The sequence below is a fragment of the Pseudahrensia aquimaris genome, from assembly GCF_042676045.1.
Taxonomy (GTDB): Bacteria; Pseudomonadota; Alphaproteobacteria; order Rhizobiales; family Rhizobiaceae; genus Pseudahrensia; species Pseudahrensia aquimaris.
In genome coordinates, this window is record NZ_JBHTJV010000026.1 from 233901 (window position 1) to 255654 (window position 21754).

Here is a 21754-nt window from a genome sequence, read left to right on the forward strand (position 1 = left end):
GCACCCAATGGCTTCCACCAAAAACCCGCCCACCAGCGCCGGTTTCGAAGAAGCAAACGCTCCACACTATATCGGTCATCGCGATCGGTTGCGCGGTAGGCTGCTGACCCAAGGCGCGGATGCTGTCGCAGATTATGAATTGCTGGAAATGATCCTTTTCCGCACAATTCCTCGCCGTGACACAAAGCCAATCGCGAAGGCACTGCTCAGCACTTTTGGCTCTCTCCCCGCCGTTTTTGCAGCCGATATAAAGGAACTTTGCCAAGTCAAAGGCGTGAAGGAAGGCATTGCAACCGATCTAAAGATCATCCACGCGACCCTCGGGCGCACAGCGAAGGCTTCTGTCATTGATCAGCCGATCCTAAGCTCATGGTCATCTGTAATTGAATACTGCACCCGCGTGATGGCTCACGAGCCCATTGAGCAATTGCGTATTCTTTTCCTCGACAAAAAGAACCGTCTGCAGGTCGACGAGGTGCAGCAAAAAGGCACTGTGGACCACACGCCCGTTTATACCCGTGAGGTGGTCAAACGAGCCCTGGAACTGAATGCATCTGCTATTCTTCTAGTCCACAACCATCCCTCCGGCGATCCAACACCATCGCGTGCAGATATTGATATGACCCAACTCATCATTGAGGCTTCGGCCCCCATGGGCATCACGGTTCACGACCACATTATCATCGGGCGCGATGGGCACGTTTCAATGAAGGCACTGCAATTAATATGAGCTTTCGGTTCTCCCAATTGGTCGCTTGCGCGATGGGCGTGTTGCTGTTCAACGTTGCCCATGCAGCAGACCGTATTGGGTTGGCTTTGCCATCAGAATCACGTTTCGAACCCGCAGCCCAAATGCTGCGTTCAGGCGTTCAAGCCGCTCTAAGGGCCGCCAACAGCGACACCCAGATTGTTGAATTTACTGTGGCCTGCGCGGCAACCAAAGAAAGCCCCAAGCCGATTCTGCCGCTGGGCGTTGGCTTCATCATCGGCCCTCCCTGTTTCGGTGCAGCGCAAGCGGTAGCACGCATTCTCAACCCCGAAGGCACGACCGAACCTGTGCCTGTTCTCGCTATTGGCTCACATGCACCACTGCTAAAACGGTTGCGCGAGCGCGAAAACCTGCCGCTTTTCGTTTTGGGGAAGAACGATAACGCAGAAGCTGAAGCCATTCTGGAAAAGGCCATTCCGGCTTTCACAGGCAAGCCCTTTGCCATTGTAGACGATGGTTCGGTCCACGGTCGCTTCCTCGCCGATCAATTGCGACTGTTGGGCGATGAACGCGGCATAAAACCCGCCACCGTTGCAACATTTCGGCCGTTACAATCGACCCAGCGGACAATGCTTCAGCGTCTCGCCCGCTCAGGCGTCGAAGCGCTTATCATTCTGGGAGCGCCTGAGGACGTGATCACCATTGCCTCCGATTTGAAGGCGACCAACCGAAATTGGGCCATCGCCGTGAGCGATCAGGCCGCGCTTTTGCCTTTCATGGCGCGGCCAAGCGATTTGCCCGATGGCGCTGTGGTGATCAAAGAACGCGATGCACCAGCCAATATCGCACCGGCGCTCTCCTCAGCAGAACGCGCACAGTTTGTCCGCGGATTTGTTGCTGGTGAAATCGCGCTTCAATCACTTGGCGGCAACCCGCTCAATACAGGCCAGACCTATCAAACCAGCCTTGGTTCTCTGAAAATATCAAACGAAGGACGGACAGAAATTCTGCCCTATGAACTGCGACTGTGGTCAGAGATTAGCACCAACACTATGAGCCAAAACTGATGAAACCGGGTGCGCGAAACCTTATCACAGATGTTGCAGGACTGCGTGTCGGCAACGCTTCCGATGACAAGCTGAAATCCGGCGTAACCGCGCTCATATCAGACGTCGAAAATGTGGCTTCGGTCCACGTGATGGGCGGCGCACCGGGAACACGCGAGACAGACCTTCTTGCGCCAGAAAACTCGGTCCAATCCGTCGATGCGCTGGTGCTTTCCGGCGGCTCGGCTTTTGGCTTGGACGCTTGCGGCGGCGTGCAGTCTTTCTTACGCACACAGGGCAAGGGCTTCGCGGTTGCAGACCAAATCGTGCCCATCGTGCCCGGTGCGATCCTCTTTGACCTCATCAATGGCGGAGACAAAGCGTGGGGCGATCACTCACCCTATCGCGAACTCGGCCAGTTGGCAGCACAGAACGCGTCATACGAATTCGATTTGGGCTCCCAAGGTGCAGGCACTGGCGCACTGGTAGGCGGGCCGGGAATTGGATTGAAAGGTGGCCTTGGCTCAGCTTCTACAATCCTGCCGAATGGTGTCACAATCGGCGCACTGGTGGCCGTGAACGCTCTTGGCGCGCCAACGGTTGGTGAAGGAGCTAACTTCTGGGCAGTACCATTCGAGATGGGCGATGAGTTCGGCGGACTTGGGCCTTCGCAAGCAGACGCTGACGAAGCACAAGCTTTGCGCATCAAGTTTCGCGATACACAGGCACAGGGCAGCAACACAACCATTGCCATCATCGCCACTGATGCAGCGCTTACCAAAGGGGAGGCCAAGCGCATGGCTATTGCCGCCCACGACGGCTTCGCCCGCGCCCTGTGGCCCGCCCACACGCCCATGGACGGCGATCTGGTGTTCGCCCTCGCTACAGGTGCAAAAGGCCCGCTGGACAGCATCGACGATCAAATAACATTCTCGGCGACAGCCGCCAGCACAATGGCAAGGGCTATCGCGCGGGGCATTTTCCATGCACAATCAAGGGAGGGCGACATCTTTCCAACGTGGCACAAGGCTTTCAAACGATGATGAAAACGCTCCTGTTTATCGCATTTGTATGCTTTTCGACGCTGGCCCATGCCGCGCAAACCTCACACCTCCACTTCGCAACATTCGCCAACAATGGCGAAACATTTTTGTTTATCGAAGCTGGTACACAAGACGGCTCCGGCACACACTATGCCAACGCCTTTGCCATCACTGTCGCAACCGACAGCTATCTCGACGGCTTCCCGATCAGGCTGCGCGAAGACGAGGAGCAGGCACTCGCCCGCGAGGGCGGAACGCCAGAGGAAAGCTCCGAGCGCAGCCATCGCGACCTAAACACGCTCATCGACAGCCTGAGGGCCAATCCAAACGTCGCCGCTATTCTGAGCAACAGCAGCCCAACCACCGAGCGCTTTTCTCAGGCGGCTTGGGACGCGGCCCCAGCCGCCAAACAAGCCCGTTTCACGAAGACCGATATTTTCCCCATCAGCCGGGACATTTGGCAGTTAGAGCTTGCCAACATCAACTTCCCCGCTGATCCCGAACAGTGCTTTGGCCTGTTAGAACAAATGACTGGTTTCAAGCTCGACCTCGTGAACGAAGAAACCAGCGCAAGAACCACGCTCAACGAAGACGCCCGTGTGCCGACAAGACGCGGTTGCCCGCAAGACTACTGGATCGCCCATGTCTTCACCCACAGCTTCTTCAGAAGCACGCAGCGCATGGCGGTTATCTTGCGTTTCTCAAAGACCGGCTTTGAAGGGCCAGACCGCGCGCTGATGGCGGTCACCACCGTGATGCCGGAGTAAAGCAAGGTCACTTGGGGGTATTGCGCCCGTGCCGTTGAAGCGGCGCGGTGGCGGTGATAGGCCAGCGGCAACACTCCCAACACCAAGGCCTATCCGCCATGATCCCCCGCTATTCCCGCTCCGAAATGACCAATATCTGGTCTCCCGCATCAAAATTCAGGATCTGGTTCGAAATTGAAGCCCATGCCTGCGATGCCTTGGCCGATCTTGGCGTGATCCCAAAGGAGGCTGCGGCAACGATCTGGGAAAAGGGCAATGCAGCAGAATTTGACGTCGACCGCATCGATGAGATTGAGCGTGAGACAAAACATGACGTGATCGCTTTCCTCACCCATCTGGCCGAAATAGTTGGACCAGACGCCCGTTTCGTCCACCAAGGCATGACATCTTCCGACGTGCTGGACACGTGTTTCAACGTACAACTGGTCAAAGCCTCCGATCTGCTGCTTGAAGACCTCGACAAGCTGCTCGAAGCGCTCAAAAAGCGTGCCCACGAGCACAAGGACACGGTAACCATTGGCCGCTCGCACGGCATTCATGCAGAGCCCACAACATTCGGCGTGAAGCTCGCACAGGCTTACGCAGAATTTGAACGCTGCAAAAAGCGCATGGAATTGGCGCGCGAGGAAGTCGCCACCTGCGCCATTTCCGGCGCTATCGGCACATTCGCAAACATTGACCCGCGTGTGGAAGAGCATGTGGCCGAGAAACTGGGACTTGCCGCAGAACCTGTCTCCACCCAAGTCGTGCCGCGCGACCGTCACGCCATGTATTTCGCCACTCTGGGCGTGATCGCTTCGTCTATTGAGCGTCTCGCCACCGAAATTCGCCACCTACAGCGCACGGAAGTGTTGGAAGCTGAGGAATATTTTGCACCGGGCCAGAAAGGCTCGTCCGCCATGCCGCACAAGCGCAACCCCGTGCTGACGGAAAACCTCACGGGTCTGGCGCGGATGGTTCGTTCCTACGCCATGCCCGCCATGGAAAACGTGGCGCTGTGGCATGAGCGCGATATTTCGCATTCATCCGTCGAGCGCATGATCGGGCCGGACGCGACCGTGACCTTGGATTTCGCACTGGTGCGTCTTACGAACGTGATCGATAAACTGCTCGTCTATCCCGAAAACATGGACAAAAACCTCAACAAATTCCGCGGTCTCGTCCATTCGCAGCGCGTGCTGCTTGCGCTTACTCAAGCAGGCGTATCGCGTGAAGACAGCTATCGTCTGGTGCAGCGCAATGCAATGAAGGTTTGGGAAGACGACAAAGACTTTCTTACGGAGTTGCTGGCCGACAAAGACGTGACAGCTGCATTATCCGAAGAGGAACTGCGCGAGAAATTCGATCTTGGCTACCATACCAAACACGTCGACACGATCTTCAAGCGGGTCTTTGGCAGCTAGCATGACACACCCTTAAAGCGACGCTCTACATTTCACCTGCTTACGATATGTGATCTGCCGAGCCTCGCAAACGGCTCATTTCCTTTCCACGCTTGGCCTTGGCTGGGCATAAGAAAGGAAGTCGATATGACTGATTACAGAGACATCAACCGGCCTCATCTGGAGCACGAGCAGCGTTACGGCCAGCCGAACCAGCGCAAAGGTGTAGGCGGTATCATCGCAGCTATTGTTGTGATTGGCGTTGCAATTTTGGGTCTTTCCCTGCTTTCGGGAACATCAAACCGAACTGCCAGCACTCCAAGCGGTGCCGAAACGCAAACTGCGCCATCTGCGACCACGGACGAGGCGCAGCCGGTCAGCCCAACCCCGCAAACGCAGCCGGCTCCTACGGATTAGAACGCTCATAGCAAAGCTCTTGACAGGTGGCTCGCGCACTTCCATGTGCGAGCCATGAAGATTGCAGACGCCGATATCCTCACCATTCCCGGCTACACCAATTCCACGCCCGACCACTGGTTAAGCCGTTGGGAACGCCAGTTCAAAACGGCTTCGCGTGTGGAACAAGCCGATTGGCACAAGCCCGTTCTGGAAGACTGGACCGCAAACGTTATCGCCGCCGTTGAACGCGCCGAACGTCCTGTGATTGCCATCGGCCATTCCCTTGGGGTGCAAACTTTGGTTCAAGCCGTGTCGCAGATGAGCGAGCAACAAGCATCTCGCATCAAAGGCGCTTATCTAACCGCCCCTCCAGACGTGGAGAACGCCGCAATCCGCCCCAAACACCTGATGACCTTTGGCCCCTATCCACGCGAGCCATTGCCATTTCCATCGGTCGTCGTCGCCAGCCAAAACGACCCATGGTGTGCACAACCTGTTGCGCAAGACATGGCGGCAAGCTGGGGCAGCTTGTTCATAGACGCTGGCGAGAACGGCCATCTGAACACAGAAAGCGGCCACGGGCCGTGGCCAGAAGGGCTGCTGGTTTTCGCTGAATTTATGAAGAAACTTAAATAATACTATGATTAAAAGTTAGAATTTCAGTTTCGCCACTTCGGAATTGGCGCCGCGGTCGAGATACGTGCTGTCAAAGCCAATGGACAGGAAACGAAAGCCAAGATCGTAGACCATATTAGCTGTTGCAGCATCTGCACAGAACGCAGCGGCAATCTTGCCCCGCACCTTTGCCTGCTTGGCCATGTTCTCAACGATACCGATCGTATCTTCGCCGTAAGGGTCCGGTACGATGTTGCCGCGCACGGAAATCGACAAATCAGCAGGTCCGCAGAACACTCCGTCAATCCCATCAAGGTCGAGGATCGCTTCCATATTGGAAACAGCCTCTTTGGTCTCGATCATGGCGAAAATAACGGTCTCATCATTGGCAGTTGTTACATATTCACTGCGGTCCACACCCAAAACATTCACGGCCTGTGTCGGACCATAAGAACGGTCGCCGACCGGAATGTATTTTGTGAACGAAACCAGCGCCTTTGCATCTTCAACCGTGTTTATCATCGGCGCGATGATCGAATGAGCGCCAGCGTCCAGCGCTTTTGAGGCAAAATCGAAACGTCCAACGGGGATTCTCACCACGACAGGCTTTTTGTGAGGCCCAAGCGCCATAATACCGCGAATCACGCTGTCTTCGGTTTGCATACCGTGCTGCATATCCAGCGTGATCGCGCCGAAATTAGTCCGCGCAAGAAAATCCAAATACATGGTGTCTTGAATGCTGGTCCAAGCCGAAGCAATAGCACCGTCATCCGCGAATCGATCTGTCATGCGCTTCATAACGGCGCCCCTCCCCTTTGTGCGTGTCCGGTCTATTCAGACTGGATTTGCTCAACCGCTACAGCAAGCATTTCGTTCATCTTCGTGCGCAGATCTTCGTCGCTGACAGCCACCTCATGGGCGTCTAGATCACCGCGAAGTTTGCGAAACACATCCTCGTCACCCGCCTCTTCGAAGTCTGCGGCGATGACTTCCTTTGCATAGGCGTCGGGGTCTTTGCCCATCAAATCAGCGGCCCAATGACCAAGCAATTTGTTGCGCCGTGCTTCGGCCTTGAATTTCAATTCCGCATCATGGGCGAACTTTTTCTCAAAGCTGTCGCCGCGATCTTCCATAGATGCCATGTCGCTCTCCGTTTGGGTGTGTGTGGGCCAAGTGTTGCTGCAGACTTAAGCGGGCCAACCGGGCAAATCAACGGCATAAACGAAATGGCTAAAAAAGCCGTGCGCAAAGCGGTTCGCACACGGGCCTGTGTTTGTGTTATGCGGGGGTGTTGCCTATGTGTAGGCACAGATTCCCGTTCCACCACCCGTTTCCAAAAAGTGTCGGATAATCGCCATGAGCAGACGTCGCCGAATCTACGAAGGCAAAGCCAAGATTCTTTATGAGGGCCCTGAACCCGGCACCTTGATTCAGTTCTTTAAAGATGACGCCACCGCCTTCAACGCCAAAAAGCACGAAGTTATCGACGGCAAAGGCGTGCTCAACAATCGAATCTCGGAACATATTTTTAGCCATCTCAACGCGATTGGCATCCCGACCCATTTCATCAAGCGTATGAACATGCGTGAGCAGTTGATCAAAGAAGTCGAGATCGTGCCGCTGGAAATCGTTGTGCGAAATGTCGCCGCCGGTTCCATTTCCAAACGTCTGGGCGTTGAAGAAGGCACGGTTCTGCCGCGTTCGATCATCGAATTCTACTACAAAAACGACGAATTAAACGACCCCATCGTTTCAGAGGAACACATTACGGCCTTCGGTTGGGCCTCGCCGCCGGAAATCGACGACATGATGGCCCTTGCCATCCGTGTGAACGACTTCCTCACCGGCCTGTTTCTCGGCATCGGCATCCAATTGGTCGATTTCAAAATCGAGTGTGGGCGCCTCTATGAAAACGATATGATGCGCATCATTATCGCTGACGAAATCTCCCCTGATTCATGCCGTCTTTGGGACGTGAAAACCAAAGAAAAAATGGATAAGGACCGCTTCCGCCAAGACCTTGGCGGTTTGCTGGAGAATTACCGCGAGGTCGCCAAGCGGCTTGGTATTATGAATGAGAACGAGCCGCCACGCGGTTCTGGCCCGGTATTGGTGAAATCTGACTGATGAGCGACAAGACTTTCTCAGCCCGCGTGACCGTGCGGCTCAAAAACGGTGTTCTCGACCCCCAAGGCAAAGCTATTGAGGGTGCATTGGGTTCGCTTGGCTTTGGCGGCGTGGGCTCTGTTCGCCAAGGCAAGGTGTTCGACATTGAATTGCAGGCCGACAGCAAGAAGACCGCGCAAAGCGAGCTGGAAGCCATGTGCGAAAAGCTGCTCGCCAACACCGTGATCGAAGATTACGCGGTGGAAATCGGATAAGGCCATGCGCGCAACCGTCATACGTTTCCCCGGCTCCAACCGCGACCGCGATATGATTGCGGCGCTGACACTCATATCCGGCCAAGCCCCTCAATTGGCTTGGCACACGGATGCGGATTTGCCGCCATCTGATTTGGTAGTGATCCCCGGTGGATTTTCACACGGTGATTATCTGCGATCCGGTGCTATCGCGGCACGAGCCCCGATTATGGATGCTGTTCGCAAAGCGGCCAACAGTGGGGCGAAGGTCCTGGGCGTCTGCAATGGCTTTCAAACGCTCACCGAAGCCGGCCTCTTGCCCGGCGCTCTAATGCGCAATGCGGGGCTCACATTCGTTTGCCGCGAGGTCATTCTCGAAGTCGTGAACAACACCAACGCCTACACCCAGCACTATGCCAAGGGTGAGATGATCCGCTGCCCTGTCGCCCACCATGACGGTAATTATTTCGCGGATAGTGAAACGCTTAAGCGAATCGAAGGCGAAGGTCAGGTGGCCTTCCGTTATGCGCAGGGAACCAATCCAAACGGTTCGCTGAACGACATTGCCGGCATTTTCAACGCAAGCGGCAACGTTCTCGGCATGATGCCCCACCCGGAAAATCTGATTGAGCCTGCCCATGGTGGCGACGATGGCCGACGCCTGTTTGAAGGCGCCCTTGGCCTTGCCATGGCGGGCGCAGCGTAATGCGCGTCTCCGAAACTCTTGGCACGATTGCAGCCTTGGTGTTTCTTGCTGGCTGCAACGCCAAAACGCCGGCAGACTCAGTGTCGTCTGACCGTTCAGCCAATCCACAAGTCACCATGACGCGGGTCGCCAAGGCCATGCGAAACTGTTGGTTCACAAAAAAAGATCCCGCATTACGCGGTTTCAGCATGTCACCGGAATTGAATTCTCTTTCTGGAAAACCACGCATCTTAATTGTGCCGCGCAACAATCCCGGCGGACTGCCAAAAATGGTTGTGCAAGCGGAACGCATAGGTGGGCGGACACAACTGACCAGTTTCGGGCCACTCGTTCAGTCGAATGACGGGCCACGACTTGTTGCTGCGGTGAACAATTGGGGACGGGGCAGAACCGCTTGTGCCTAAGGCCAATATGTAAGACGAAGAGTGCGTAAGGGGCGATAACGATGAAAGACATTCAGGTAACCGCGCAGATTGCGGCCGATCATGGCTTGTCAGCTGACGAATACGCACGAATCGTAGAACTCACCGGACGTGTACCAACTTTCACCGAACTCGGCATCTGGTCTGCCATGTGGAACGAGCACTGCTCCTATAAATCATCCAAAAAATGGCTCAAAACCCTCCCCACCGAAGGCCCACAAGTCGTCTATGGGCCCGGCGAAAACGCGGGCGTCGTCGATATCGGCGATGATGACGTTGTGGTCTTCAAAATGGAAAGCCACAACCACCCGTCTTTCATTGAGCCCTATCAGGGCGCTGCCACCGGCGTTGGCGGCATCCTCCGCGACGTTTTCACAATGGGCGCACGCCCGGTTGCCACCATGAACGCACTGCGGTTTGGCGAGCCAGATCACCCAAAAACTCGCCACCTTGTCTCCGGCGTGGTCGCTGGTATCGGTGGTTACGGCAATTCTTTCGGCGTTCCATGTGTGGGTGGCGAAGTGAATTTTCACGAGCGCTATAACGGCAACATTCTTGTTAATGCCTTTGCCGCTGGAATAGCGAAAAGAGACGGCATTTACGTGTCTAAAGCCGAAGGCGTTGGCCTACCCGTCGTCTATCTGGGTGCGAAAACCGGCCGAGACGGCGTGGGCGGCGCAACCATGGCGTCTGCGGAATTTGACGACACAATCGAAGAAAAGCGCCCCACGGTGCAGGTCGGCGACCCTTTCACCGAAAAATGCCTTCTGGAAGCCTGTTTGGAACTCATGGCAACCGGCGCGGTCATTGCCATTCAAGACATGGGCGCGGCTGGCCTCACCTGTTCTGCTGTTGAAATGGGCGCTCGTGGCGATCTTGGCATCTTGCTCGATCTCGACAAAGTGCCTGCCCGCGAAGAGAACATGGCTGCTTATGAGATGATGCTGTCGGAAAGCCAGGAGCGGATGCTTATGGTATTGCGCCCCGAAAAAGAAGACGAAGCTAAGGCGATCTTCGTCAAATGGGGATTGGACTTCGCCATCGTGGGCGAAACGACCGACGATCTCCGCTTCCGCATTCTCCACAAAAGCGAAGAAGTTGCCAATCTGCCAATCAAGGAATTGGGCGACGAAGCGCCTGAATACGACCGCCCGTGGATAGAATCCGGCACCTCCTCACCGATGGAGCCGCACGAATTCGCGCCACCGCACGACTACAATATGGCGATGCTGAAAATGTTGGGTTCCCCGGATCTCTCATCGCGCCGATGGGTTTGGGAGCAATACGACACACTCATTCAAGGCAATTCACTGCAAATTCCCGGCGGCGACGCTGGCGTGGTGCGCGTCGATGGCCACCCAACGAAGGCGCTTGCCTTTTCCTCGGACGTCACGCCCCGTTATGTGGAAGCAGACCCGTTTGAGGGTGGTAAACAGGCCGTGGCGGAATGTTTCCGCAATCTGATTGCAGTGGGTGCAAAACCGCTCGCTGCTACCGATAATCTGAATTTTGGCAACCCTGAAAAGCCCGAAATCATGGGCCAATTCGTTGCCGCCATTCGCGGTATTGGCGAAGCCTGTCTGGCACTCGATATGCCCATCGTCTCCGGCAATGTGTCACTTTATAATGAAACCCACGGCGCCGCCATTCTGCCAACACCAACGATTGGCGGCGTCGGATTAATTGAAGAATCCGACAAAATGGCCCGCATCGGCACCGCAGACGAAGGCGATGCTCTGTTTCTCGTCGGCACAGAAGGCACACATTTGGCACGAACCATCTATCAGCGTGAAATTTTGGGCGAAGACACAGGGCCAGCACCCGAAGTCGATCTCCAAATGGAACGCGCCCGTGGCGAATTCGTCCTCTCCGCTATACGCACCGAATATGCCTCCGCTTGTCATGACGTCTCCGACGGCGGCATAGCAATTGCGCTGGCAGAAATGTGCATCGCCTCCGGCTATGGTGCCGATATTGAACTCGACATGCCCCACTATCCCCATGCAGCGCTGTTTGGTGAAGACCAGGCCCGCTATATCGTTGCGGTTGACGACCAATGGGCCGACATGTTCGCTGCCAATTCGGAAGGCTCTGGCGTCTCATTCCGTCGCATCGGCACGGTAAGGGGCGACCGTTTGACCATCAACGATCTGGTGGACATACCCGTGGCTGACATGAAAGATGCCCACGAAGCATGGTTCCCCGATTTCATGGGCGCAAACGCGCTCGCCCAAGCTGCGGAATAAGAGGACAACAAACATGGCAATGGATGCAGGCGATATCGAACGTATGATCAAAGAAGCACTGCCAGACGCGCAAGTGACGATCCGAGATCTGGCGGGCGACGGCGACCACTACGCTGCTGAAGTCGTCTCGGCGCAGTTTGTAGGCAAAAGTCGCGTGCAGCAGCATCAGATGGTCTATGCCGCACTTCAAGGCAATATGGGCGGCGTTTTGCACGCATTGGCCCTGCAAACGAGTGCGCCGGAATAGACAATCATGGACACGGCCTCAGATGTGCAGATCGCAGATGCTGCCGCCTCCCCCATGATTGCATGGCTCGGTTTGGGGCTTTTGGGCCTGATCATTGTCTTGACCATCGCATTGCTTGTCGCACAGCGCAGACAGAAGAAGAACGCTAAAGACGGCACTTATCGTTGGCAGCCTGAGCAAGACTATGACGTCGTCTACAAAGGCGAAAGCGCGATGACACCGCCCTTTCCAGAGCTAAAAAAGCGCCAGCCGAAAAACGCATCGGGCTCTTCGCAGAAACCCACACCATGAGCTATCTTGCACTTGCCATCACGGCCGCCATCGCTTTGTGGTTTCTCCTCTCAAGACGTCAAGCGCGTGCTCAACAAGAAGACGAAGAGCCAATCGTATCAGGCGGCTCCTGTGCTCAATTGGAGGCGCAGGGCATTCCAGAAGGCCAAGGCGTGTTCTTCATCCCCAATTTATATGTCTGGATGCTTCAGCACGAAGACGAAGTGGCTGACGCGCCATCATTCGCAAGGGTGCGCGGCATGTGCCCTGCCATTTTGATGGGCCTGCCAGACATCCGCGCGATGGAAGCCGAGCGCGACGACATGCCAAATGACTTCACCTTTGAAGATTGGCAGCAATGGCAAACAGAATGAAATTGCGCCGCGATGTTTGGCAACGCACTGACTAGAAACTGCAAACAAGCCACTCTATATAGAAATCAACAGGCCCAAGACGCAAAAAAAAGGTTTTGCCATGTCCATGAACGAATTCATCGAGAACGAAGTGAAAACCAACGACCTTGTTGTTTTCATGAAAGGCACGCCTCAATTTCCGCAATGCGGATTTTCTGGCCAGGTCGCGCAGATCATGGATTACCTTGGTGTCGATTGGAAAGGCATCAATGTGCTAGAAGATGACGAACTGCGCCAAGGCATCAAGGATTTCTCTCAGTGGCCGACTGTGCCGCAGGTATATGTCAAAGGTGAGTTTATCGGAGGATGCGATATTGCCCGTGAAATGTTCCAATCGGGCGAACTGAAGCAGCTTTTGGAGGAAAAAGGCGTGGTGATGAACGGCCAAGCAACCGCCTAAAACCACCAACACCCCTTCCCAACGCGCGATCATCGTCACAAGATGGTCGCGCGTTTTTCGTTTTCAGGAGCAGAAATATGGCCTTTGAAGGTTTCGGCAAAAACGCCATGCCCTTTTTCAAGGCGCTGGCCTTTCACCAAAACCGAGAATGGTTTCTGGAAAACAAGAAACTGTACGAGCAAGAGGCTCGTGAGCCGATGGTGGCGCTTGTCGAGACACTGTCTGAACGCTTTGAGAAAGAGGGGCTACCCTTTCGCGGTTCACGCAAAACTTCGCTTTTTCGCATCAACCGTGATGTGCGCTTCTCCAAGGAAAAGCATCCTTACAAAACCAACGTCACCGGTGTTTTAACCCGCACCGGCACCAAAAAGGACGTTGGCGGCATTTACATGCATTTTGACCCCGAAGGCAGCTTTCCAGCCTCCGGCCTGTGGTTTCCGCCCAGCCCGGAATTAAAAGCTATGCGCGGACAGATCGTCGCCCGTTGGAAGGATTTCAAAAAGTTGGCAGCCGACCTTGAAGAAGCAGGCACGCCACTGGGTCTAGCGGGTGGCCAAGGCGTGCTGACGCGCCCACCCAAGGGTTTTGCCGACATAGAAGACGAAGAACTGATGGGATGGCTGAAACGCAAAAGTTTTGTCGCACAACTGCCCATTGATGAGAAAAGGCTTACATCGCCAGACCTTGTTGAGGATGTCGTTGCTTTCGGCCACACTATCATGCCGTTCATGAATTTCGTCTGGCGCGCCACGGACCCTCTGCGTGAAGAGGATGGCGCTGCCTGATGCAACACGTTGCAATCAACCCTTTGCTTGCTCGTTCATGAGCCAAGCCACCGCCAGCCAAAATCTGCGCCTGCCCTATCGGGAGTTCGTAGCAGTCATCGCACTTGTGATGGCAATCAATGCACTTGCCATCGACATCGTCATTCCCGCACTGCTGCTGATCGGCGATGTTTACGGGGTGAGCCAAGACAACGACCGCCAATGGCTGATCACCGCATACCTTCTACCCTTCGGCATAGGTCAATTGCTGTTCGGCACCCTGTCTGAAAGTTTTGGTCGCAAACGGGTTATGCAAGGCGGCGTTGCGCTCTATGCAATTGCGGCGCTGGCAACTCCCTTGGCGCCCGATTTCGCAACACTGCTGGTTCTCCGCGCATTTGCAGGACTTGGGGCAGCCGCAGCACGAGTGGCAGTGATAGCGACCGTGAGAGACTGCTTTTCGGGCCGCGAAATGGCGTCGGTGATGTCGCTTGTCATGATGATTTTTATGGCCATCCCCATCTTTGCCCCCGCCATCGGACAAATGATTTTGCTGGTTGCAGAGTGGCCTTGGATCTTTGCCTTCATGGGCGCTTTTGCAGCCCTGCTCCTCGTTTGGATAAGCTTGCGTCTGCCGGAGACGATGGCACCAGAAGACCGCAAGCCGCTATCGATCTCCGCTGCTGTCCAGTCTTTCGCCGTTGTGCTCAGCACCCGCCGCTCTATGGGCTATTCGGTGGCGCAAGCATTGTTTTTCGGCTGTTTGTTTGGTTTCGTGAATTCTGCCCCCCAAATTTATTTGGGCATTTACGACATGGGTGCGCTGTTCCCCATCGTCTTTTCAACCGGAGGCATGGCGGTCGCCGTCGCCAATTTGCTCAACTCCAAAATGGTGCGTGCAATAGGCATGCGGCGCATCTCTCACACTGCGCTGAGCCTGTTCATCATTGGGGGTGTGATTATGGTCACCTTGAGCGCCACCGCTGATGGTCCGATCCCGTTGCCCGTTTTTGTGGCTGGCACGGGCATCATGTTCATGGCACTTGGCTTTATCGGCACCAACTTCAACGCCATTGCAATGGAACCGCTGGGACACCACGCTGGCACGGCAGCATCGGCCTTTGGCTTCATACAAACAGCCTTCTCCGCCTTGATCGGCGCGGCCATTGGTCAGACTTTCGATGGAACAACCACCCCCATGTTGGCGGGTTTCGTTATCTGCGCGATCCTATCGCTTGTCGTCGTTTTTTGGGCCGAACGCGGCGTACTCTTCAAAGAACGCGATCAGCCCGAGATAACGCGCTAAGCCCGGCAAAATCGAACAAGTCACGATCAAGCATGTGGCTGCGGTTCACGTTGCCCAAGGCACGAATCATGACATCTTTGCGCCCTGGCATCCGCGTTTCAATATCGGCAATCATCGCTTTCATCGCATTGCGCTGTAGCCCGTCCTGAGAACCGCACAAGTCGCACGGGATGATCGGAAATTGCATGTGAGTGGCGAATTTCGCTAAATCATCCTCGGCACAAAACGCCAGAGGTCGCAGCACCATCAGATCACCCGCGTCGTTCAGCAGCTTCGGCGGCATGGTGGCAAGCTTCCCGCCGTGGAACAAGTTGAGGAAAAACGTTTCTAAAATGTCTTCACGGTGATGGCCCAACACCAGCGCGTCGCACCCTTCTTCCCGCGCGATACGGTATAGATTACCCCGCCGAAGCCGCGAGCAAAGCGCGCAATAAGTGGCACCTTCGGGCACCTTTTCCTTCACAACAGAATACGTGTCACGATATTGGATGCGGTGCGCGATGCCGTGACTGTCCAGCCATTCAGGGAGAATATGCTTGGGGAAATTCGGCTGCCCCTGATCGAGATTGCAGGCCAACAGGTCCACCGGAAGCAGGCCGCGCCACTGCAAATCCAGCAGCAGTGCTATCAGGCCGTAAGAATCTTTCCCGCCAGAAAGCCCAACAAGCCACCTCGGTCTGTGCCCACCTGTATGCACCATCCCATAGGCGTCAATCGCCTCGCGTACCTGGCGGATGAGCCGCTTGCGCAGTTTATTGAATTCAACGCTGCTGGGTGCGGTGCGAAACAGCGCGTGGCAGTCGCCGGTCGCGCTGGCAGATTCCAATACTTGTTCCATAGCTTTGCCTAACACAAAAAGGGCCGCCCTTTCGAGCGGCCCTTTTGGAGAATAACTGGTTGTTTGTCCCGCGCTTAGCGCGAGTAGAATTCGACCGTCAGGTTCGGTTCCATCATCACCGGATATGGCACATCGGCAAATGCAGGCACGGAGACGAACGTTGCCGTCATCTTGTTGTGGTCGGCGTTGATGTATTCCGGCACATCGCGTTCAGCCAGCTGAACCGCTTCCAGAACCATAGCCAACTGCTTGGACTTCTCGCGCACTTCGATCACGTCACCGGGCTTACAGCGGTATGACGGGATGTTGACCTTCACGCCGTTCACCTTCACGTGGCCGTGATTGATGAACTGGCGCGAGGCAAACACTGTTGCAACGAATTTCGCGCGATACACAATGGCATCGAGGCGGCATTCCAGCAGACCAATCAGGTTTTCGGACGTATCGCCCTTCATGGCAGAGGCTTGGCCGTAAATCTTGCGGAATTGTTTTTCCGAAATGTTGCCGTAATAGCCTTTGAGCTTCTGCTTTGCGCGAAGCTGGATGCCGAAGTCGGATAGTTTGCCCTTGCGGCCTTGGCCGTGCTGGCCGGGGCCGTATTCGCGACGGTTTACTGGAGACTTAGGACGACCCCAGATATTTTCGCCCATACGGCGGTCAATTTTATATTTGGTGCTATGGCGCTTGCTCATGGCATTTCCTCAAAGGTCCGCCGCGCAGGACCATCCCGCACGGACAAGAGAAAACGCACCCTCCTTTGGCCGATCATTTCATCAGCCTGACAGGGCAACACGCGCACGCTTTGCGAAGGTTGCCCACGGGATACGTAAAACGCGCCGGAAACCGACGCGCCGCCGATTGATTAGGGCAAGAATGCATGACTGTCAAATTCCACACTCACTCCAGTGCGGCAGCCGACATCATTGCCTCAATCACCGCATCGGCAGACTGTCGCGCGCCTGTTTGCAGATATTCCATCGCCCGCAAAGACGCCTCGTGCGCTTCAAGGCTGGACCCTGCAACGCAATCTTCCACGACACGGCAAAAATAGTCGAATTGATGCCCATCAACGAACGTGTAGTGGACGCAAACATCGGTAAGCCCGCCGCACAAAATCAACGTATCGACCTTCAATCCACGCAGCAAAATATCGAAATCCGTGCCAAAGAATGCTGAATAGCGGCGTTTGGGAACAAGATAGTCTCCCGGCTGAAAGCCCATCTCTTCTTTTGCCACATCGGTTCGCGGATCATTGTCGAGGCAATGCACATCTTCATCACCATCCAACTCGCGACCAAAGTCTACGAGATCAGCGCGATGAATTTCTTGGATGAATATGACTGGAACTTTCGCAGCATGAGCCGCATCGACCAACGCGCGGCATGCTTCCATGCGCCCACGGTAGCCGGGCATGTTGGCAATCGACCGCTCCACACTGTCGTCAATGAAGGTGCTTTTCTGAATATCGATCACGACAAGCGCAGCCCTGCCCTCGATCAGCTCTCTCTTCGGCATTGTCCTGCTTTCTTCTGACGTTGCATCAACGCATTAAGTCTCGCCCGCAACCAAACGCAACCCGAAACCGGACAAAAACCTCTCCATATCTGGCTGCGGACGCCCACCCGTAAACTCTGCTAGATCCTGCACGACCTCAACTTGCTGAGGCGTCTCCACCAGCGTGCGCGCATGGCGGGCAATGGCTTCAGCCGGGTTGAGCCAATCGACAGGCCAAGGTGCCAGCCGCCGCATGACATTGGTGAGGAACGGATAATGGGTGCATCCCAACACAACGATATCGGTCCGCGCACCCAATCGCTCGATAAAGCAATCGGCGATCTCTTTCGCCACCGCCGCCTCATCGACCTTACCTGTCAGCACGAAATCTTCAGCCAAGGCGGCCAGCCGTTCGGCGCCGACAAGTCGGACATTCACTTTGCTCGCGAACTGGGCAATCAATCCCCGTGTATAGTCGCGTTGCACCGTGCCCGGCGTTGCCAACACCGAAACCTGACCCGAGCGCGTCTGTTCGGCGGCGGGCTTGATCGCAGGAACAGTGCCAACGATGGGGAACGAGAACTTTTCGCGCAGCAACGGCAAGATGACGGTGGAAGCCGTGTTGCACGCGACGATAATCATGGCCGGCTTGTAGCGGGCCACAAGGTCATCAAATATCCCGCTCATGCGCGCTTGCAGAGCCTTCTCTTCCCAGTCTCCATAGGGAAAGCCAGCATCGTCTGCGACGTAAACAAAGCGGTGCCCGGGCATCAAAATTCGTGCCTCGCGCAAAACGCTTAGCCCACCGATTCCGCTGTCGAAAACAAGAATTGTCATGAGCACGACTTATCAGGCCGCGCCCACAATCAACAACAAGAGAATTTAGCTGCGCTCAACGTTGACCGAAAGCGACGCGGGCGCCCCGTTGGCCGAAACCACCCCCCTTGGCAGTAGAAGCAGCAGCGCGGGCAGCGGGTGCAGCCACAGCAGGCGCCGCCGCTTCGCGAAGCTGTGCAGCTCGGGCTACAAGATCAGCATCGGTCAAATCCGATAATCCCAGATCATCGTCGCTGTCGAAACTTTCAGGCCGTGACGAAATCGAGCGGGTGGGCTCACCACCAAAAATACCCGGATCGAATGTCGAAATGCCCTGCTTGGTTTGCTTAAACAGAAGCGCTAGCCCGAAGCCGATCATATAGAGAATAGCGAAAATGTTCAAAATCGGGACGATCAGCAAAAACAACGCCCCCAAATAGACCCAAAACCAAGTCAGGCCACCGAATGCTGCACGCGTTCGTTTCACGATCAGTGCAAAGCTGACCCAAAAAGAAGCCCCGTAGACCAACGTAACAACGACAATAAAGGCTAGAACCAAACCGGTTTCACCACCTGCCAGATAGCCAACGGAACCAAGCGAGGAAAACGCCAGGATCAAAACCACGATGGGCAAAAACGCTGAAAGCGCAATTCCACCAAGATAGGGCAGACGGTTTATCGTGCCCCGATAACTAAACAGCAATTTGACCATGTCTTTCCCCTGCCCCTGCCCTGCGCAATGTCGCCTCAGCGCAGACGTGTGTTGAGAAAAGATTAGAAACAGCGGATTTCCAAATTACGAAAAGAACAAGAATTCCGTATTACACGGTTAAAAACTTGTTAATACGGCCCGGACAGACAATCACATCATCGATCTTTACGTGGACGCGTTTTGCGCCCTTCCAGCGTGGCCACCACACCGCGCAAGGCATGGATTTCCTGTTGACTCAACTCGGCTTTGGAAAAGATGTTGCGCAGGTTTTCCACCATCGTCGCCCTTTTGTGCGGAGGTCGGAAATAGTTCATCTTGTCGAGAGCACCTTCAAGATGCTCAAACAAACCAAAAAGATCGTCTTTGGCCGCCGGCAGGCTCGGCGGCGTGCTGATGGGTAGTTCAGCTTCGCCACTCACCATCCATTCATAGCTCATCAGCAGCACGGCCTGCGATATATTCAACGAAGCAAATGCTGGATTGACGGGGAACGTCACGATTTCATCCGCCAAAGCAACCTCGACACTCTCCAGCCCCGCCCTTTCGCGGCCAAACATGATGCCAGTGCTCTGTCCGCTGACATGTCGTTTGCGCAGCGTTGCAGCCGCTTCACCCGGCCCACGCACAGGCTTCAACATTTCGCGCTGCCGAGCCGTGGTCGCATAGACAAATTGCAGATCCGCAAGCGCATCCTCCAGACGAACAAACACCTGCACATTGTCGATGATGTGATCCGCCTTTGCCGCATTGGCACGCGCCACATCGTTTGGCCAGCCATCACGCGGATCCACAATGCGCAGATCAGCCAAGCCAAAATTCGCCATCGCGCGGGCGCTCGCGCCAATGTTCTCGCCCAATTGCGGATTGACCAGAATGATCGAGGGGCCATCAGCAATGAGCGGTTTATTGTGGTTCGTTCCAGCCATCGACACATCTTACCCGGTTGCAATGCCAGCGCTATACTGCCGAAATTGCTGAAACGCGAGTGAGAAAGGGCATCAAGCCGTGAAACCCGAGACGGAAGACCTCGCCTCCCGCATCCGCGTTGCCTTGAGGAATGAGCAAAATTTGAGCGAACGCAACATGTTTGGCGGCGTCTGCTTCATGCTGAACGGCAACATGCTCTGCGGGGCCAGCAACACGGGCAATTTGCTTCTGCGGGTCGGCGCAGAACGTGAAGCGGACGCCCGTACAAAGCCGCACACAACGGAGATGAATTTCACGGGTCGCCCCATGCGGGGATACATCTATGTCATGCCGCCGGGGTTTGCAGACGACCAAGACTTAGCCAAATGGCTGGCCACAGCAAAAGAGTTTGTCTGTGGCTTGCCACCAAAGTAGCCTGTTCACGCATTTGCCTTGCCCGACAGCGGTGATATAGACGCGTTGTCGCATTCGGGAGCCTGCGGCGGCACGGTTTACTGCCAGCTCATGCTCCACCGCAAACACGCTCAAATAAGAGCGACAGGCAAGGCTCAACAATGAGCCCAACACGTTAGAAAGTGCTCGAAATGGCAAAAATCAAGGTCGAAAATCCGCTGGTCGAATTGGACGGCGATGAGATGACCCGCATCATCTGGCAGTTCATCAAAGACAAGCTGATCCACCCCTATCTCGACATCGACCTGAAATACTACGACCTCGGCATCCAAGCGCGTGACGATACGGACGATCAGATCACCATCGACGCCGCCGAAGCGATCAAGAAGTACGGCGCAGGCGTCAAATGCGCGACGATTACGCCGGACGAAGCCCGCGTTGAGGAATTCGGCCTAAAGAAAATGTGGCGCTCGCCAAACGGCACGATTCGCAACATTCTGGGCGGCGTTATTTTCCGCGAACCCATCATCATGAAAAACGTGCCCCGCCTTGTGCCCGGCTGGACGCAGCCGATCATCGTTGGCCGTCACGCCTATGGCGACCAATACCGCGCCACGGACTTCCGCTTTCCTGGCCCCGGCAAGCTCACCATGAAATTTGTGGGTGAAGACGGCGAGACAATGGACTTCGATGTCTTCGACGCCCCTTCTTCCGGTGTTGCGATGGGCATGTATAATCTTGATGAGTCAATCAAAGACTTCGCCCGCGCTTCGCTCAACTACGCGCTGAACCGCGGTGTCCCGTGCTACCTTTCTACCAAGAACACCATTTTGAAAGCCTATGACGGCCAGTTCAAAGACCTGTTTGAAGAGATTTATCAATCCGAGTTCAAAGACAAATACGAAGCCAAGAAAATCTGGTACGAGCACCGCCTTATCGATGACATGGTGGCCTCTGCGCTGAAATGGTCCGGCGGCTATGTCTGGGCCTGTAAAAACTACGATGGCGACGTGCAGTCCGATATCGTGGCACAAGGCTTCGGTTCGCTCGGTCTGATGACATCCGTTCTGATGACGCCGGACGGCAAAACAGTCGAATCCGAGGCTGCTCACGGCACAGTCACCCGCCACTACCGCGCGCACCAAAAGGGTGAAGAAACCTCAACAAACTCCATCGCATCCATCTTTGCATGGACCCGTGGCATCGCTCATCGCGCGAAGCTGGACGACAACGCGGCCTTGGGCAAGTTTGCTGACACGCTCGAACAGGTTTGTATCGACACCGTCGAAAGCGGCCATATGACAAAAGACTTGGCCCTGCTCATCGGCCCCGATCAGCCGTGGCTGTCCACCACAGGCTTCTTGGATAAAGTCGACGAGAACCTGCAAAAGGCCATGAGCTAGTTGCAACCATCAGTTTAGCAAGACACCACGCCTCCGAAACTGCTCCGGAGGCATCTTCGCATATTGAAACTAAAAC

General features: G+C 55.3%; 28 protein-coding genes. 20 read left to right on the forward strand and 8 right to left on the reverse strand.

Annotated features, from left to right (window positions below; all coding sequences use genetic code 11):
- The first annotated feature begins 7 nt into the window (after positions 1 to 7).
- From radC to ACFQ14_RS16895, 7 genes are all read left to right on the forward strand, one after another.
- Positions 8 to 730, forward strand: coding sequence for a RadC family protein (gene radC / locus ACFQ14_RS16865; protein WP_377213922.1), 723 nt, complete (start codon positions 8 to 10; stop codon positions 728 to 730).
- Positions 727 to 1776, forward strand: coding sequence for an ABC transporter substrate-binding protein (locus ACFQ14_RS16870; RefSeq protein ID WP_377213923.1), 1050 nt, complete (start codon positions 727 to 729; stop codon positions 1774 to 1776). Before radC ends, ACFQ14_RS16870 begins: the two co-directional genes overlap by 4 nt.
- Positions 1773 to 2798: a P1 family peptidase gene (locus ACFQ14_RS16875; RefSeq protein ID WP_377213971.1), complete on the forward strand. Its 1026-nt coding sequence runs from the start codon at positions 1773 to 1775 to the stop codon at positions 2796 to 2798. The genes ACFQ14_RS16870 and ACFQ14_RS16875 overlap by 4 nt, the downstream gene beginning before the upstream one ends.
- Complete coding sequence (locus tag ACFQ14_RS16880) at positions 2795 to 3565, forward strand: DUF2259 domain-containing protein (RefSeq protein ID WP_377213924.1); 771 nt, start codon at positions 2795 to 2797, stop codon at positions 3563 to 3565. The genes ACFQ14_RS16875 and ACFQ14_RS16880 overlap by 4 nt, the downstream gene beginning before the upstream one ends.
- A 98-nt stretch (positions 3566 to 3663) precedes the next feature.
- Positions 3664 to 4968, forward strand: a complete 1305-nt coding sequence (gene purB / locus ACFQ14_RS16885; protein WP_377213925.1) for an adenylosuccinate lyase — start codon at positions 3664 to 3666, stop codon at positions 4966 to 4968.
- A gap of 126 nt (positions 4969 to 5094) precedes the next feature.
- On the forward strand, positions 5095 to 5364 hold the full coding sequence (locus tag ACFQ14_RS16890; protein ID WP_377213926.1) for a hypothetical protein: 270 nt from the start codon (positions 5095 to 5097) through the stop codon (positions 5362 to 5364).
- Between the two features lie 54 nt (positions 5365 to 5418).
- Entirely contained in the window at positions 5419 to 5982 is a 564-nt protein-coding gene (locus ACFQ14_RS16895) for an RBBP9/YdeN family alpha/beta hydrolase (protein ID WP_377213927.1), read from the forward strand.
- A gap of 15 nt (positions 5983 to 5997) precedes the next feature.
- Here ACFQ14_RS16895 and ACFQ14_RS16900 read toward each other — a convergent pair whose 3' ends face one another.
- Together ACFQ14_RS16900 and ACFQ14_RS16905 are read right to left on the reverse strand one after the other, a co-directional pair.
- Positions 5998 to 6759, reverse strand: coding sequence for an HpcH/HpaI aldolase family protein (locus ACFQ14_RS16900; protein WP_377213928.1), 762 nt, complete (start codon positions 6757 to 6759; stop codon positions 5998 to 6000).
- A 32-nt stretch (positions 6760 to 6791) separates the two neighbouring features.
- The gene (locus ACFQ14_RS16905; RefSeq protein ID WP_377213929.1) at positions 6792 to 7103 is read right to left on the reverse strand and encodes a DUF1476 domain-containing protein; all 312 of its coding nucleotides are present in this window, start codon (positions 7101 to 7103) and stop codon (positions 6792 to 6794) included.
- A 214-nt stretch (positions 7104 to 7317) separates the two neighbouring features.
- Here ACFQ14_RS16905 and purC point away from each other — a divergent pair, with 214 nt between their 5' ends.
- The 11 genes from purC (at position 7318) to ACFQ14_RS16960 (ending at position 15095) form a co-directional block, all read left to right on the forward strand.
- A complete protein-coding gene (gene purC / locus ACFQ14_RS16910; RefSeq protein ID WP_377213930.1) occupies positions 7318 to 8088 on the forward strand; it encodes a phosphoribosylaminoimidazolesuccinocarboxamide synthase in 771 nt (256 codons plus the stop codon).
- The gene (gene purS / locus ACFQ14_RS16915; RefSeq protein ID WP_377213931.1) at positions 8088 to 8342 is read left to right on the forward strand and encodes a phosphoribosylformylglycinamidine synthase subunit PurS; all 255 of its coding nucleotides are present in this window, start codon (positions 8088 to 8090) and stop codon (positions 8340 to 8342) included. Before purC ends, purS begins: the two co-directional genes overlap by 1 nt.
- 4 nt (positions 8343 to 8346) lie before the next feature.
- Entirely contained in the window at positions 8347 to 9027 is a 681-nt protein-coding gene (purQ, locus tag ACFQ14_RS16920) for a phosphoribosylformylglycinamidine synthase subunit PurQ (protein ID WP_377213932.1), read from the forward strand.
- The gene (locus ACFQ14_RS16925) at positions 9027 to 9431 is read left to right on the forward strand and encodes a hypothetical protein (protein ID WP_377213933.1); all 405 of its coding nucleotides are present in this window, start codon (positions 9027 to 9029) and stop codon (positions 9429 to 9431) included. Before purQ ends, ACFQ14_RS16925 begins: the two co-directional genes overlap by 1 nt.
- Positions 9432 to 9472: 41 nt before the next feature.
- Positions 9473 to 11695 (forward strand): phosphoribosylformylglycinamidine synthase subunit PurL, encoded by a 2223-nt coding sequence (gene purL, locus ACFQ14_RS16930; RefSeq protein ID WP_377213934.1) that lies wholly within the window; start codon positions 9473 to 9475, stop codon positions 11693 to 11695.
- A gap of 13 nt (positions 11696 to 11708) precedes the next feature.
- On the forward strand, positions 11709 to 11942 hold the full coding sequence (locus ACFQ14_RS16935) for a BolA family protein (RefSeq protein WP_377213935.1): 234 nt from the start codon (positions 11709 to 11711) through the stop codon (positions 11940 to 11942).
- 6 nt (positions 11943 to 11948) lie between these two features.
- Positions 11949 to 12233 (forward strand): hypothetical protein, encoded by a 285-nt coding sequence (locus tag ACFQ14_RS16940; RefSeq protein ID WP_377213936.1) that lies wholly within the window; start codon positions 11949 to 11951, stop codon positions 12231 to 12233.
- Positions 12230 to 12586, forward strand: coding sequence for a hypothetical protein (locus ACFQ14_RS16945; protein WP_377213937.1), 357 nt, complete (start codon positions 12230 to 12232; stop codon positions 12584 to 12586). The genes ACFQ14_RS16940 and ACFQ14_RS16945 overlap by 4 nt, the downstream gene beginning before the upstream one ends.
- 100 nt (positions 12587 to 12686) lie before the next feature.
- A complete protein-coding gene (grxD, locus tag ACFQ14_RS16950) occupies positions 12687 to 13025 on the forward strand; it encodes a Grx4 family monothiol glutaredoxin (protein ID WP_377213938.1) in 339 nt (112 codons plus the stop codon).
- Positions 13026 to 13102: 77 nt separating this feature from the next.
- The gene (locus tag ACFQ14_RS16955; protein WP_377213939.1) at positions 13103 to 13810 is read left to right on the forward strand and encodes a TIGR02453 family protein; all 708 of its coding nucleotides are present in this window, start codon (positions 13103 to 13105) and stop codon (positions 13808 to 13810) included.
- Positions 13811 to 13847: 37 nt separating this feature from the next.
- Positions 13848 to 15095: a multidrug effflux MFS transporter gene (locus tag ACFQ14_RS16960; protein ID WP_377213940.1), complete on the forward strand. Its 1248-nt coding sequence runs from the start codon at positions 13848 to 13850 to the stop codon at positions 15093 to 15095.
- Here ACFQ14_RS16960 and ttcA read toward each other — a convergent pair.
- The 6 genes from ttcA to ACFQ14_RS16990 all read right to left on the reverse strand — a co-directional run bounded on the left by ttcA (position 15061) and on the right by ACFQ14_RS16990 (position 19881).
- A complete protein-coding gene (ttcA, locus tag ACFQ14_RS16965) occupies positions 15061 to 15933 on the reverse strand; it encodes a tRNA 2-thiocytidine(32) synthetase TtcA (protein ID WP_377213941.1) in 873 nt (290 codons plus the stop codon). The genes ACFQ14_RS16960 and ttcA overlap by 35 nt on opposite strands.
- A 74-nt stretch (positions 15934 to 16007) precedes the next feature.
- Positions 16008 to 16625 carry a 30S ribosomal protein S4 gene (rpsD, locus tag ACFQ14_RS16970; protein ID WP_377213942.1) on the reverse strand — a complete coding sequence of 206 codons (618 nt, stop codon included), beginning with the start codon at positions 16623 to 16625 and terminating at the stop codon, positions 16008 to 16010.
- Between the two features lie 205 nt (positions 16626 to 16830).
- Positions 16831 to 17448, reverse strand: coding sequence for a cysteine hydrolase family protein (locus ACFQ14_RS16975; protein ID WP_377213943.1), 618 nt, complete (start codon positions 17446 to 17448; stop codon positions 16831 to 16833).
- Positions 17449 to 17481: 33 nt separating this feature from the next.
- Positions 17482 to 18264 (reverse strand): glutamate racemase, encoded by a 783-nt coding sequence (gene murI / locus ACFQ14_RS16980; protein ID WP_377213944.1) that lies wholly within the window; start codon positions 18262 to 18264, stop codon positions 17482 to 17484.
- Between the two features lie 55 nt (positions 18265 to 18319).
- Entirely contained in the window at positions 18320 to 18955 is a 636-nt protein-coding gene (locus ACFQ14_RS16985; protein WP_377213945.1) for a hypothetical protein, read from the reverse strand.
- Between the two features lie 155 nt (positions 18956 to 19110).
- Entirely contained in the window at positions 19111 to 19881 is a 771-nt protein-coding gene (locus tag ACFQ14_RS16990) for an RNA methyltransferase (RefSeq protein ID WP_377213946.1), read from the reverse strand.
- A 79-nt stretch (positions 19882 to 19960) separates the two neighbouring features.
- Here ACFQ14_RS16990 and ACFQ14_RS16995 point away from each other — a divergent pair, with 79 nt between their 5' ends.
- Together ACFQ14_RS16995 and ACFQ14_RS17000 are read left to right on the forward strand one after the other, a co-directional pair.
- Entirely contained in the window at positions 19961 to 20296 is a 336-nt protein-coding gene (locus ACFQ14_RS16995; protein WP_377213947.1) for a TfoX/Sxy family protein, read from the forward strand.
- Positions 20297 to 20466: 170 nt separating this feature from the next.
- A complete protein-coding gene (locus tag ACFQ14_RS17000) occupies positions 20467 to 21678 on the forward strand; it encodes an NADP-dependent isocitrate dehydrogenase (RefSeq protein WP_377213948.1) in 1212 nt (403 codons plus the stop codon).
- Positions 21679 to 21754: the final 76 nt, after the last annotated feature.

What these genes read in the sequence shown, in the direction of transcription:
- radC (WP_377213922.1), top strand. Translation starts at nt 8, where the DNA reads ATGGCTTCCACCAAAAACCCGCCCACCAGCGCCGGTTTCGAAGAAGCA.
- ACFQ14_RS16870 (WP_377213923.1), top strand. Translation starts at nt 727, where the DNA reads ATGAGCTTTCGGTTCTCCCAATTGGTCGCTTGCGCGATGGGCGTGTTG.
- ACFQ14_RS16880 (WP_377213924.1), top strand. Translation starts at nt 2,795, where the DNA reads ATGATGAAAACGCTCCTGTTTATCGCATTTGTATGCTTTTCGACGCTG.
- purB (WP_377213925.1), top strand. Translation starts at nt 3,664, where the DNA reads ATGATCCCCCGCTATTCCCGCTCCGAAATGACCAATATCTGGTCTCCC.
- ACFQ14_RS16890 (WP_377213926.1), top strand. Translation starts at nt 5,095, where the DNA reads ATGACTGATTACAGAGACATCAACCGGCCTCATCTGGAGCACGAGCAG.
- ACFQ14_RS16895 (WP_377213927.1), top strand. Translation starts at nt 5,419, where the DNA reads ATGAAGATTGCAGACGCCGATATCCTCACCATTCCCGGCTACACCAAT.
- ACFQ14_RS16900 (WP_377213928.1), bottom strand. Translation starts at nt 6,759, where the DNA reads ATGAAGCGCATGACAGATCGATTCGCGGATGACGGTGCTATTGCTTCG.
- ACFQ14_RS16905 (WP_377213929.1), bottom strand. Translation starts at nt 7,103, where the DNA reads ATGGCATCTATGGAAGATCGCGGCGACAGCTTTGAGAAAAAGTTCGCC.
- purC (WP_377213930.1), top strand. Translation starts at nt 7,318, where the DNA reads ATGAGCAGACGTCGCCGAATCTACGAAGGCAAAGCCAAGATTCTTTAT.
- purS (WP_377213931.1), top strand. Translation starts at nt 8,088, where the DNA reads ATGAGCGACAAGACTTTCTCAGCCCGCGTGACCGTGCGGCTCAAAAAC.
- purQ (WP_377213932.1), top strand. Translation starts at nt 8,347, where the DNA reads ATGCGCGCAACCGTCATACGTTTCCCCGGCTCCAACCGCGACCGCGAT.
- ACFQ14_RS16925 (WP_377213933.1), top strand. Translation starts at nt 9,027, where the DNA reads ATGCGCGTCTCCGAAACTCTTGGCACGATTGCAGCCTTGGTGTTTCTT.
- purL (WP_377213934.1), top strand. Translation starts at nt 9,473, where the DNA reads ATGAAAGACATTCAGGTAACCGCGCAGATTGCGGCCGATCATGGCTTG.
- ACFQ14_RS16935 (WP_377213935.1), top strand. Translation starts at nt 11,709, where the DNA reads ATGGCAATGGATGCAGGCGATATCGAACGTATGATCAAAGAAGCACTG.
- ACFQ14_RS16940 (WP_377213936.1), top strand. Translation starts at nt 11,949, where the DNA reads ATGGACACGGCCTCAGATGTGCAGATCGCAGATGCTGCCGCCTCCCCC.
- ACFQ14_RS16945 (WP_377213937.1), top strand. Translation starts at nt 12,230, where the DNA reads ATGAGCTATCTTGCACTTGCCATCACGGCCGCCATCGCTTTGTGGTTT.
- grxD (WP_377213938.1), top strand. Translation starts at nt 12,687, where the DNA reads ATGTCCATGAACGAATTCATCGAGAACGAAGTGAAAACCAACGACCTT.
- ACFQ14_RS16955 (WP_377213939.1), top strand. Translation starts at nt 13,103, where the DNA reads ATGGCCTTTGAAGGTTTCGGCAAAAACGCCATGCCCTTTTTCAAGGCG.
- ACFQ14_RS16960 (WP_377213940.1), top strand. Translation starts at nt 13,848, where the DNA reads ATGAGCCAAGCCACCGCCAGCCAAAATCTGCGCCTGCCCTATCGGGAG.
- ttcA (WP_377213941.1), bottom strand. Translation starts at nt 15,933, where the DNA reads ATGGAACAAGTATTGGAATCTGCCAGCGCGACCGGCGACTGCCACGCG.
- rpsD (WP_377213942.1), bottom strand. Translation starts at nt 16,625, where the DNA reads ATGAGCAAGCGCCATAGCACCAAATATAAAATTGACCGCCGTATGGGC.
- ACFQ14_RS16975 (WP_377213943.1), bottom strand. Translation starts at nt 17,448, where the DNA reads ATGCCGAAGAGAGAGCTGATCGAGGGCAGGGCTGCGCTTGTCGTGATC.
- murI (WP_377213944.1), bottom strand. Translation starts at nt 18,264, where the DNA reads ATGACAATTCTTGTTTTCGACAGCGGAATCGGTGGGCTAAGCGTTTTG.
- ACFQ14_RS16985 (WP_377213945.1), bottom strand. Translation starts at nt 18,955, where the DNA reads ATGGTCAAATTGCTGTTTAGTTATCGGGGCACGATAAACCGTCTGCCC.
- ACFQ14_RS16990 (WP_377213946.1), bottom strand. Translation starts at nt 19,881, where the DNA reads ATGGCTGGAACGAACCACAATAAACCGCTCATTGCTGATGGCCCCTCG.
- ACFQ14_RS17000 (WP_377213948.1), top strand. Translation starts at nt 20,467, where the DNA reads ATGGCAAAAATCAAGGTCGAAAATCCGCTGGTCGAATTGGACGGCGAT.